We start from the raw sequence: 13224 nt of genomic DNA on the forward strand, positions 1-13224 counted from the left end.
CGCTTCGCGGAAGCCGGCTCAACCGGGCTATTTGGTAGATTCTTGTTTTCCAGATGCCCGAGAACACACACCCAGCGTCGCAGGACGTGAAGGATGACCGGCAGTCTGTCTCGAGCGCGGGGCGGCTGCGCAGGCCGCCTCCGCTCGTGCCGGCGTCGACGCAGAACGAAGCGCCGCTGTCCCTGGCCCAGCAGCGAATGTGGTTCCTCGCGCGGCTGGATGCCGGAGGCCATGCGTACAACGCGCCATTCTTCGCGCGGCTGAAGGGCCCGCTCGACGCGGACGTGCTCCGGCGCGCGCTGTCGGAAATCGTCCGGCGGCACGATGCACTGCGCACCACCTTCCCCGAGGTGCAGGGCCGTCCCGTGCAGCGCGTCGAGCCGGAGCTGGAGGTGGCGCTGCCGGTGGATGACCTGGAATCGCTCGCGGGGGACGCACGGGACGCAGCCGTCCGCCAGCGCGCCGAGGACGAGGCGCGGCTCCCCTTCGACCTGGAGCACGGGCCGCTGCTGCGGGCGCGGCTGCTGCGCGTGTCGCGCGACGAGCACGTGCTGCTCGTCGTGATGCACCACATCGTCTGTGACGGCTGGTCCTTCAGCCTGCTGGAGCGCGAGCTGACGGAGCTGTACCGGGCGCTCTCCACCAACACTCCCCCCGCGTTGGCGGAAGTGCCGGTGCGCTACACGGACTACGCCGTCTGGCAGCGCGCCTGGCTGACGGACGAGACCCTCGCGCCGGCGGTGTCCTGGTGGAAGGAGCAGCTCGCCGGTGCGCCGCCCGCGCTGGAGCTGCCCACCGACAGGCCCCGGCCTCCGGTGAAGTCCTTCCGGGGTGCCGTCCTCCCGGTGCCCCTGTCGCCCGAGCTCTCCCAGCAGGTGCGTGCGCTGGGCCGCCGCGAGGGCGTCACCCTCTTCATGACGCTGCTGACGGGGTTCCATGTCCTGCTCGCGCGCTACAGCGGGCAGTCGGACATCGTCGTGGGCTCGCCCAGCTCCGGGAGGAGCCCGCGTGCCGTGGAAGGACTCGTCGGCCTCTTCACCACCACGCTGCCGCTGCGGGTGGTGTCCTCCGAAGCGTGGACCTTTCGCGAGCTGCTGCGCCGCGTGCGACAGGTGTGCCTGGGGGCCTATGCCCACCCGGAAGCGCCGCTGGAGCTGCTCGTGGACGGCACCGGCACGGTGAGAGATGCGAGCCGCACGCCACTCTTCCAGGTCTCCTTCGTCCTCCAGGGCGCCCCCTGCGCGGAGCTGCGGCTGCCGGGCGTGACGGCCGAGGAGCCCGCCTTCGAGCCCGGCGTGTCGAAGTTCGACCTCACGCTCTTCGTGCGCGACACGGAGCAGGGGCTGGTGGGCCTGTGGGAGTACGACACCGCGCTCTTCGACGAAGCCACCATCGCCCGCATGGCGGCACACTTCGCGCGGCTGTTGGAGGCCGCGGTGTCCCGGCCCGAGCTGCGCCTCGCGGAGCTGCCGCTGCTCTCCGAGGACGAGCGCCACCAGACGCTGGTCGAGTGGAACGACACACGCACGGAGTACCCCCGTGAGGCGAGCATCCACGGTCTCTTCGAGGCGCAGGCGGCGCGCACCCCGGACGCCGTGGCCGTGGAACTCGAGGATGCGCGGCTGACGTACGCCGAGCTGAACGGGCGAGCCAACCAGCTCGCCCGGTATCTGCGGCGGCACGGCGTGGTGGCCGGCAGTCGCGTTGGCCTGTGCTCGGCACGCTCGCTGGAGCTGGTGGTGGCCACGCTCGCCATCCTCAAGGCGGGTGGCGCGTACGTGCCTCTCGATAGCGCCTACCCCGGCGAGCGGCTGGCCTTCATGGTGGAGGACTCGGGGCTCCAGGTGCTGCTGGTGCAGCCCGTGCTCCTCTCCCGACTGCCTCCGGACCTGCGAGTGGACATCGTGCCCCTGGAGCCCGTGATGGCTTCCGGCACGGACGATGCGAACGGGCCGCACGGGCCCACGGGGCAAGAGCGCTCCGCGAACCTGGGCGGCGTGCCGATGCCCGCCGCCGGGCTCGCGTACGTCATGTACACGTCGGGCTCGACGGGACGGCCGAAGGCCGTGGGTATTCCCCACCGGGGCGTGGTGCGCCTGGTGAAGGGCTCGCGCTTCGTGGAGCTGACGGAGCGCGAGGTCGTCCTCCCTGTCTCATCCATCTCCTTCGACGCGTCCACCTTCGAGCTGTGGGGCGCACTGCTCAACGGCGCGAAGCTGGTGCTCCTCTCCGAGCACGCGCCTTCGTTGGAGGAGCTGGGCCGTGCGCTGATGCGGCACGGAGTCACCACGCTGTGGCTCACCGCCGCGCTCTTCGAGCAGATGGTGGCCTCTCAGCCGGAAGCCCTCTCGGGCGTGCGGCAGGTGCTCGCGGGCGGCGACGTGCTTTCTCCTGCCGCCGTGCGAGCGCGGCTCACGCAGGGCCGCCTCGTCAATGGCTACGGCCCCACGGAGAACACCACCTTCACCTGCTGCCACCCGATGACGGAGCCCGGGCAGGTGGGGCACACGGTGTCCATCGGCCGGCCCATCTCCAACACGCAGGTGTACCTGCTGGACGCGGCGCTGCAGCCAGTGCCCGTGGGCGTCTGGGGCGAGCTGTACACGGGCGGGGACGGACTGGCGTGGGGCTACCTCGGCCGTCCGGAGCTGACGGCGGAGCGCTTCGTTCCGCACCCCTTCAGTGCGCAGCCCGGAGCCCGCCTCTACCGCACCGGAGACAGGGCCCGCTGGCTGCCGGACGGCCGCATCGAGTTCGCCGGCCGCCTGGACGGACAGGTGAAGCTGCGCGGCTTCCGCATCGAGCCCGGCGAGGTGGAGTCCGCCCTGCTGCGCCACCCCGGCGTGCGCGAGGCGGTGGTGGTGGCACGCGAGGACGGGCCCGGCGGCAAGCGGCTCGTCGCGTACTTCGTTCCCCACGCCGAGGCACCCGCGACGGCACAGCTGCGCACCCACCTGCAGGCGAAGCTGCCCGAGTTCATGGTGCCCTCGGCCTTCGTCGCCCTGCCGGCGCTTCCCCTGACTCCCAATGGCAAGGTGGACCGCAAGGCCCTGCCCATTCCGGACCGCGACGCGGACACCCGGGAGCATGTGCCGCCGCGGACCGTGCTGGAGCAGTGGGTCGCCGAGAGCTGGGCGCTCGTGCTGGGCCAGTCCCGCGTGGGGGCGCATGACAACTTCTTCGAGCTCGGAGGCCACTCGCTGCTCGCCACGCAGGTGGTGTCACGCCTGCGCGCGGTGCTCGGCGTGGAGCTGCCCGTGCGCGCGCTGTTCGAGGCGCCCACTGTCGCGAGGCTCGCCGAGCGGCTCCAGTCCCTGGGAGACGCCGCGCGGGAATGGCGGCCGCCCCCGCTGGTGCCGGTGCCGAGGACGGGCCCCCTGCCGCTGTCCTTCGGCCAGCAGCGCCTGTGGTTCATCGAGCAGCTCACCCCCGGGGCCTTCACCTACAACGTGCCCCTCTTCGCGCGGCTCACCGGGCGGCTCGACGTGGCCGTGCTGGAGCGCGGCCTGCGCGCCATCGTCCTGCGCCACGAGGCCCTCAGGACCACCTTCGCCGAGGTGGACGGCCAGCCCGTGCAGCGCATCGCGCCCGAGCTGGAGCTGCCGCTGCCGGTGGACGCGCTGGAGTCCCTCCCCGAAGCGGAGCGCCAGCGGGAGCTGCGACTGCGCGCACAGGCAGAAGCCCAGCGTCCCTTCGATTTGCGGACGGGCCCGCTCGTCCGGGCGAAGCTGCTGCGCCTCGCGGTGGACGAGCACGTGCTGCTCCTCGTGATTCACCACTGCGTCTGTGACGGCTGGTCGGTGGGAGTGCTGCTACGGGAGCTGGAGACCCAGTACCGGGCCTTCGCGCGCGGAACGGAGCCGTCGCTTCCGGCCCTGCCGGTGCAGTCCGCGGACCACGCGTGCTGGCAGCGGGAGTGGCTGCGTGACGAGGCGCTGGAGGCGCAGCTGGGCTACTGGCGTGAACAGATGGCTGGCGCGCCGCCCGCCCTGGAGCTGCCCACCGACCGGCCTCGGCCGCCGGTCCAGAGCAGCCGTGGCGCCATGCTGCGGGTGCCCCTGCCGGTGGAGCTGACCCAGGGGCTGCGCGGGCTGAGCCAGCAGGAGGGCGTGACACTCTTCATGTCGCTGCTGGCGGGCTTCCAGGTGCTGCTGGCGCGTTACAGCGGGCAGTCGGACATCGTGGTGGGCTCGCCCATCGCCGGCCGCACGCAGCGCGAGGTGGAGGACCTGGTCGGCTTCTTCGTCAATACGCTGGCCCTGCGCGTGGAGGTCTCCAGCGAGCTGGGGTTCCGCCAGCTGCTGCGCCGGGTGCGCGAGGTGTGCCTGGGGGCCTTTGCCCACCAGGACCTTCCCTTCGAGAAGCTGGTGGATGCGCTCCAGCCGGTGCGCGACCTGAGCCGCTCCCCGGTCTTCCAGGTGATGTTCGCGCAGCAGAACGTGCCCTCGTCCGCGGTGGAGCTGCCCGGCGTGTCCCTGGAATTGCTGGACGTCGACCCCGGGGTGGCCAGCTTCGACCTCACCCTGTACGTCCGCGAGTCGGCGGAGGGCTGGGTGAGCTTCTGGGAGTACAACACCGACCTCTTCGACGAGGCGACGGTGGCACGGATGGCGGCGCACTACGTGCGGCTGCTGGAGGGCGCCGTCGCCGACCCGGAGCAACGACTGCGGGCGCTGCCGCTGCTGACGGAGCTGGAGCGGCGCCAGACGCTGGTGAAGTGGAGCGGGGGGGAAGCGGACGCGAAGGCGGAGTCGTGCATCCACCGACTCTTCGAGGCCCAGGTAGAGCGGGCCCCCGACTCGGTGGCGGTGGTCTCCGAAGGCGCTTCGCTCACCTTCCGCGAGCTGAATGCCCGTGCGAACCAGCTCGCGCACCACCTCGTGCGGCGGGGCGTGCGGACCGGGAGGGTCGTGGGCGTGTTGTTGGAGCGCTCGCAGGAAGCGCTGGTGGCGCTGCTGGGCGTGTTGAAAGCGGGGGCGGCGTACGTGCCGCTGGACCCGGAGTATCCGCGCGAGCGCCTGGAGTACATGCTGTCCGACTCCGGCACCCGGCTGCTCGTCTCTCGCTCCGGGTTGCTGGAGCGGGTGGTCGGCCTGGACGTCGAAGTGCTGGACGTGGAGGCATGTCGCGCCGACGTGGAATGCGAGGCGGACACGAATCCAGGCCGTGACGTTCCGGCCGCGTCGCTCGCCTACCTCATCTACACCTCCGGCTCGACGGGCAAGCCCAAGGCGGTGATGACGCCGCACCGCGCGGTGGCGGCCTATGTGCTCGGCAACGCGCGCATCTACGCGCTGTCGCCCGCGGACCGGGTGCTCCAGTTCTCCACGCTCAGCTTCGACCAGAGCGTGGAGGAGATATTCCCCGCCCTGCTCACGGGAGGGACGGTGGTGCTGCGCACCGAGGCGATGCTGGACCCGGCGACCTTCTGCGAGCGCTGCGAGCAATGGGGCATCACCCTGCTCTTCCTTCCCACCGCCTTCTGGGGAGAGCTGACGTCCGCGCTCGCGAGTGGCGCGGTACGGCTGCCCGATAGCGTGCGCATGGTGGCCACGGGTGGCGAGAAGGTGCCCGCGTCGCAGGTGCTCCGGTGGCGGCGGGTGGCTCCTTCGCGCGTGCGGCTGACCAACGAGTACGGCCCCACGGAGACAACGGTCATCTGCGTCGTGGGCGACCTGGACGCGGTGACCGAGGAGGAGCTGGGCTGGGGCTTCGTGCCCATTGGCCGTCCGACACCAGGGGCCCGCGCCTGCGTGCTGGACGCGTATCAGCAGCAGGTGCCCATGGGCGTGCCGGGAGAGCTGTACCTCGGCGGCATCGTCCTGGCGCACGGCTACCTGGGCCGACCGGACCTCACGGCCGAGCGCTTCGTGCCGGACCCCTTCAGCACCGAGCCGGGCGCGCGGCTGTACCGCACCGGTGACCTGGTGCGGCAGCGCCCGGATGGGAACCTGGAGTACGTCGGCCGCGCGGACGACCAGGTGAAGCTGCGCGGCTTCCGCATCGAGCTGGGCGAAATCGAGTCCGCGCTGCGCAGGCAGGCGGGCGTGCGCGACGTGGCGGTGGTGGTGCGTGAGCCCTCGCCCGGAGACAAGCGGCTCGTCGCCTACGTGGTGCCGGACGCGGGGGCGGACGTGCGTCCCTCCGTGCTCCGCTCGGAGCTGAAGTCCACGCTGCCCGAGTACATGGTGCCCTCCGCCTTCGTGCGGCTGGACGCGCTGCCGCTGACGCCCAGTGGCAAGGTGGACCGCAAGGCGCTGCCCGCGCCCCAGGAGGAAGCGGGACGCGAGGGCTACGTCGCGCCGCGCGCGGGCCTGGAGGAAGTGGTGGCGGACATCTGGGCGCCGCTGCTGGGCGTGCGGCGGGTGGGCGCGCACGACAACTTCTTCGAGCTGGGGGGCCACTCGCTGCTGGCCACGCAGGTGGTGTCGCGTTTGCGCGAAGTGCTCCAGCGTGAGCTGCCGGTGCGCGTGCTCTTCGAGGCGCCCACCGTCGCGGAGCTGGCCCGCCGAATCGAGTCCTCGCGCGAGGACGCGGGGCCTCCTCCACCGCCACTCGTCCCCGTGTCGCGGGACGCCGCGCTGCCACTGTCCTTCGCGCAGCAGCGGCTGTGGTTCCTCGCGCGGCTGGACGCCGGAGGCTTCTCCTACAACGTCCCCTTCTTCCTGCGGTTGAAGGGACGGCTGGACGTTGCGGCGCTGGAGCGTGCGCTGACGGACCTCGTGCAGCGGCACGAGGCACTGAGGACTACGTTCATCGAGGTGGACGGCGGGCCCGTGCAGCGCATCGCCCCCCGTACGGAGCTGCCCTTCACGGTGGAGTCCCTGGAGGCCGCGTCGGGCGCGGCCACCTCGGCGAGTCGCATGGCTCCCCGCTCGGAGCTGACTTTCACCCCTGAGCCACGGGAACCCGCATCGAGCGCCGCCATTGCCGTGGACGACGAGCCCGGGCGGCGCATCGCAGCCCGGGCCGAGCGGCCCTTTACCCCTGAGCCACGAGAACCCGCATCGAGCGCCGCCATTACCTCGGACGACGAGCCCGGGCGTCGCATCGCATCCCGGGCCGAGCGGCCCCACCCCGTAGAGCCTCTGGAGGTGGCCATCCGCCAGCGGGCGGAAGCGGAAGTCCGGCGGCCCTTCGACCTGGAGCACGGGCCGCTGGTACGGGCCACGGTGCTGCGCGCTTCGGCCGACGAGCACGTGCTGCTCTTCGTGATGCATCACATCGTCTGCGACTTCTGGTCCTCGGATGTGCTGGCGCGGGAGCTGAAGGCGCTCTACGTGGCGCACGTGCGCGGCGAGGAAGCTACGCTGCCTGCGCTGCCGATTCAGTACGCGGACTTCGCGCACTGGCAGCACGACTGGCTGCGGGACGAGGTGCTCGAGGCCCAGCGCGCCTGGTGGAAGGAACAGCTCGCGGGCGCTCCGCCCGTGCTGGAGCTGCCCACCGACAGGCCCCGGCCTCCGGTGCAGACGTTCCGCGGCGCCCAGCTCCACCGGCGCCTTCCGGCCGAGCTGCCCGGCGCCGTCCAGGCGCTGAGCCGCGAAGCGGGTGTCACGCCCTTCATGCTGCTGATGGCGGGCTTCCACGCCCTGCTGGCGCGCTACAGCGGACAGCCGGACATCGTCGTGGGCACGCCCATCGCCGGCCGCAACCACCGCGAGGTGGAAGGGCTCATCGGCTTCTTCACCAACACGCTGGCCATCCGCATCAAGGCCGCTGGAGACGTCAGCTTCCGCGAGCTGCTGGGCCGGGTACGCGAAGCGAGCCTCGGTGCCTATGCGCACCAGGACATGCCCTTCGAGCAGCTGGTCGACGCGCTCGTACTCGTACGGGACGTGAGCCGCACGCCGCTGTTCCAGGTGATGTTCGTCTTCCAGCAGGGCTCCGCCGCGTGGGAGCTGCCCGGCATCTCCGTGGAGGAATTCGCCTTCGAGCCGGGCATGGCGAAGTTCGACCTCACCCTCTTCGTCCGGGAGACACCGGCCGGGTGGACGAGCCTCTGGGAGTACAACACCGACCTCTTCGACGAGGCGACGGTGGCGCGCATGGCGGGGCACTACACGCGCCTGCTGGAAGGTGCCCTCGCGAGGCCAGAGCAGAAGTTGGCCGCGATACCGGTGCTGACGGACACCGAGCGGCACCAGGTGCTGCGAGAGTGGAATGACACGGCCGTCCCCTACCCCGCCCTGCGCACCGTGCATGCCCTCTTCGAGGCCACCGCCGCGCGCCAGCCCGACGCCATCGCCGCCAGCTTCGGTGACGCGCGCCTGACGTACGCCGAGCTCAACCGCCGCGCCAACCAGCTCGCCCACCACCTGCGCTCTCTCGGCGTCGGCCCTGACTCGCTCGTCGGCATCTGCGTGGAGCGCTCTCTTCACCTCCCCCTCGCCGTCCTCGCCACCCTCAAGGCTGGCGGCGCCTACGTCCCCCTGGACCCCGCCTACCCCGCCGAGCGCCTCGCCGCGATGCTGGAAGTCTCTGGCGCTCGCGTGCTGCTCACCCAGCGCCACCTCCAGCTGGTGCTGCCGTCGAATTCCGCCACCGCCCTCATCCTCGACGACGCCCACGCCTTCTCTCACGCGCCCGATGGCGACCCGACGCCCACCGCCGGGCCCGACTCGCTCACCTACGTCATCTTCACCTCCGGCTCCACCGGCGCCCCCAAGGGCGTCGCCATGCATCACGCCTCACTCGTCAACCTCATCCTCTTCCAGCGCCAGAGCTCCTCCGTCCCCTCGGCCCGCACCCTCCAGTTCTCCGCCTTCAGCTTCGACGTTTCCTTCCAGGAGATGCTCGCCACCTGGGCCGGCGGCGGCGAATTGGTGCTCATCTCCGAGGACGTCCGCCGCGACGCTCACGCCCTGCTTCAGCTCATGGACACGCGCGGCGTGGAACGCATGTTCCTTCCCTTCGTCGCCCTGCAGAACCTCGCGGAGGTCTCCGAGCAGGACGGCCTCGTCCCCCGGCACCTCAAGGAAATCATCACCGCCGGAGAGCAGCTGCGCATCACCCCCGCCCTGCGCCTGTTGATGAAGCGGCTGCCCGGCGCGGTGCTGCACAACCAGTACGGCCCGACGGAAACGCACCTCGCCACCCTCTGCGTCCTCTCCGGTGACCCGGAGCCTTGGCCTGACCTGCCCCTCATCGGCACGCCCATCGCCAACGCGAGCATCCACCTGCTCGACTCTCACCTGCAGCCGGTGCCGGTGGGCGTCCCCGGCGAGCTGTACATCGGTGGCCTCCAGGTGGCGCGCGGCTACTGGGGACGGCCGGACCTCACCGTGGAGCGCTTCCTCCCGGACCCGTTTGGCACGCGGCCCGGGGCGCGCATGTACCGGACGGGTGACCAGGCCCGCTACCGTGCGGACGGGGCCATCGAGTTCCTCGGGCGCCGCGACACCCAGGTGAAGGTGCGCGGCTTCCGCATCGAGCTGGGTGAAATCGAGGCCACGCTGGCGAAACACCCCGCCGTGCGCGACTGCGTCGTCGCCGCGCGCGAGCAGGGGCCGGGCGAGAAGCGACTGGTGGCCTGGGTCGTCGGCGTGGAGGGCGAAACGCCGGAGACAGACGCGCTGAAGACGTTCCTCAAGGAGCGGCTGCCCGAGTACATGGTCCCCGCCGCCTGGGTTCCGCTGGACGCCTTCCCCCTGACGCCCAGCGGCAAGGTGGACCGCAAGGCCCTGCCGGCCCCGGACCTGGACGGCCCGCGCGAGGACTTCGTCCCGCCACGCACGCCCATCGAGAAGCAGGTCGCCGCCATCTGGGAGCGGCTGCTGGGCCAGGCCCGCGTGGGCGCCCATGACAACTTCTTCGAGCTGGGCGGCCACTCCCTGCTGGCCACCCAGGTCGTCTCCAGGCTGCGGCAGGCATTCCAGATAGAAGTGCCGGTGCGCACGCTGTTCGAGGCCCCCACCGTGGCCGAGCTCGCGGGGCGCCTGGAGCCCCTCGTCGGCGCAGGGCAGACACGACAAGTCCCACCGCTGGTGCCCATGCCGAGGCACGGCCCCCTGCCGCTGTCCTTCGCCCAGCAGCGGCTGTGGTTCATCGACCGGATGGAGCCGGGCAGCCCCGTCTACAACATCCCCCTGGCGTTGAAGCTGGAGGGGGTGCTCGACACGTCAGCGCTGGAGCGCGCAGTCCATGCCCTCGTCCAGCGGCACGAGTCCCTGCGGACCACCTTCCGCCAGGACGAACACGGCGCCAGACAGCTCATCGCTCCCGAGGTCCAGGTGCCGTTGGCGGCGGTGGACCTGCGCGAGCTTCCGGAGGATGTGCGTGAGGCGGAGGCGATGCGGCAGGTGGAGGAAGAAGCGCGCCGCCCCTTCGACCTCACCAAGGGCCCCCTGCTGCGGCTGGGGGTGCTGCGCCTCGACGATGCCAGGCACGTGTTGGTGCTCAACATGCACCACATCATCTCGGATGGCTGGTCGCTGGGCGTGCTCCTGCGCGAGCTGCGGGAGCTGTACACGGCCGCCATCACCGACCGGGAGCCCTCGCTGCCGGCGCTGCCGGTGCAGTACGCGGACTTCGCGGTGTGGCAGCGGCAGTGGCTGGGGGACGACGCGCTGGAGCCCCAGCTCGACTACTGGCGAAAGCAGCTTGCCGGCGTGCCCACCGCCCTGGAGCTTCCAACGGACAGGCCACGCCCGCCGGTGCAGACCTTCCGCGGAGCCATCCATTCGCTCCAACTGCCCTCGTCACTGGCGGAGGGACTTCGCCAGCTCGGACAGCGCGAGGGCACCACCCTCTTCATGACGCTGCTGGCCGGCTACCAGGCCCTGTTGGCGCGCTACACCGGCCAGGAGGACATCGTCGTCGGCTCGCCCATCGCCGGCCGCGGCCGCCAGGAGGTGGAGGGCCTCATCGGCTTCTTCGTCAATACGCTGGTGCTGCGCGCGCGGGTGACACCCGACGCGCCGTTCCGCTCGCTCCTGGGACAGGTGCGAGAGGCGGCGCTGGGCGCATACGCCCACCAGGACGTGCCCTTCGAGCGGCTCGTGGAAGCACTCAAGCCGCCACGTGACGTGAGCCGCTCGCCGCTGTTCCAGGTGATGTTCACGCTGCAGAGCACCGCCACGCTGACGCTGGAGCTGCCCGGGCTGACGGAGCGCCTCGTGGACGCGGACAGCCGGGTGTCCCGCCATGACGTCTCCCTGGTCATGTGGGAAACGGCGTCGGGTCTGGAGGGAGCCTTCGAGTACAACACGGACCTGTTCGACGCGGCCACGATGGCCCGCATGGCCGGGCACCTGCGCGCGGTGCTGGAGGCCGCGGTGGCCGATGCCGGCCAGCCCGTGCGCGAGCTGCCCCTGCTGAGCGAGGCCGAGCGGCACCAGGTGCTCGTGGAGTGGAATGGTCCTCGCGTCGCGTGGCCGGAGGCCGCCTGTCTCCACACGCGCTTCGAAGCCCTCGCGCGCAGCCACCCGGACGCGCTCGCGGCGGCGGACCCCGGCAGGTCCCTGACGTACGGTGCGCTGGACGCGCGCGCCAACCAGCTCGCCTGGCTCCTGCGCGCCCGGGGCGTGGGGCCGGAGCGGGTGGTGGCCCTGCTGACGGAGCGCTCGGTGGACTACGTCGTGGGGGCGCTCGGCATCCTCAAGGCCGGAGGCGTCTATATGCCCCTGGACCCCACGTACCCGGAAGAGCGGCAGCGCCAGCTCGTGCGGGACAGCGGAGCCCTCGCGGTGGTGACCCAGCAGTCCTTCCTTCCGGCCCTGCATGGCGTCGGCGTGAGCACGCTCTGCCTGGACGCGGAGCCCTCGCTGGACCTCCAGCCCACGCACGCGCCGCGCACGGAGGTGTCCGCGGAGAACCTCGCGTACGTCATCTACACCTCCGGCAGCACCGGCCGGCCCAAGGGCGTGGCGGTGATGCACCGGACGGTGGACAACCTCGTGCGCTGGTACCACGAGGCCTACGAGGTGACGCGCGAGGACCGGAACATGGCGGCGGCGGGCCTCGCCTTCGACACCACGGTGCTTGACCTGTGGGCGCCGCTGACGGCGGGAGCCAGCTTGCACCTGCCGCCGGAGGAAATGCGCATGGAGCTGCGCAGGCTCGTGCAATGGATTGCCGACGAGGGCATCACCCTGGGCCTGTTGCCCACGCCCATGGCGGAGGCACTGCTGGACGAAGCCTGGCCGGAGGGACTGCGGCTCCGGGCGCTCTTCACCGGCGGCGACCGGCTCCACCGCCGCCCCAGCGCGCGCTTTCCCTCGACGCTGGTGAATGTCTACGGACCCACGGAGTGCACGGTGTTTGTCACCACGGGCGCGGTGGACTCGCAGAGCGAGGCAGGCGTGCTGCCACACATCGGCCGGCTCCTCGCCAACGTGCGGGGGTACGTGCTCGACGGCGCGCTGCGGCCGGTACCGCCAGGCGTCTGGGGCGAGCTGTACCTCGGAGGGGACTGCGTGGCGCGCGGCTACCTGGACCGCCCGGACCTCACCGCCGAGCGCTTCCTGCCGGACCCGCTCGACGCGGCCCCGGGCGCCCGGATGTATCGCACGGGCGACCTGGTGCGCTGGCTGCCAGATGGCAACCTCGAGTTCGGAGGACGGAAGGACACCCAGGTGAAGCTGCGGGGGTTCCGCATCGAGCTGGGCGAAATCGAGGCGGCGCTCCTCGCCCATCCCTCCGTGAAGGACGCCGTGGTGGTGGTGCGCGAGGACGGCCCCGGCGGCAGGCACCTGGTGGCGTACTGCGTCCCCGCCCCGGGTGAGCCTCCCACCCCCGACGCGCTGCGCGCCTTTCTGCGCCGCACCCTGCCCGAGCACATGGTGCCCGCCCTCTTCGTCACGCTGGAGGCCATCCCGCTCACGACGAACGGCAAGCCGGACCGGCGCGCATTGCCGGCCCCGCAGCGCTCCGAGCCCGAAGGCGCCTTCACACCGCCAACCGAGGGCCTGGAGCAGGCGCTCGCCGCCATCTGGGTGGACGTGCTGCGGCTGGAGCGGGTGGGCGCGGCCGACAACTTCTTCGACGTCGGCGGCACCTCCCTGCTGCTCCAGTCCCTCCAGGCGAAGGTGGAGGCGCTGGTGGGGCGGAGGGTGCCCCTGCTGGAGCTGCTCCGCCACGCCACGGTGCGGGCGCAGGCCGCGCACCTCGTCGGTGACGGCGGGCCCACGGCGCCAGCGCCCAAGGCGAGCCCCACGGGAGACAGCCGGCGGGAGAACCTGCGGAGGATGGCGCAGCGCCGGGGACGCTCGGGCTCGTGAGGCG

The 13224-nt window shown here is 71.7% G+C and carries 1 protein-coding gene; it reads left to right on the forward strand.

Annotated elements, in window-relative coordinates:
- The first annotated feature begins 53 nt into the window (after positions 1 to 53).
- Positions 54 to 13220 (forward strand): non-ribosomal peptide synthetase, encoded by a 13167-nt coding sequence (locus tag ACX9TP_RS28395; protein ID WP_482973763.1) that lies wholly within the window; start codon positions 54 to 56, stop codon positions 13218 to 13220.
- Positions 13221 to 13224 lie beyond the last annotated feature (4 nt).

The organism is Pyxidicoccus sp. M15 (assembly GCF_056858435.1).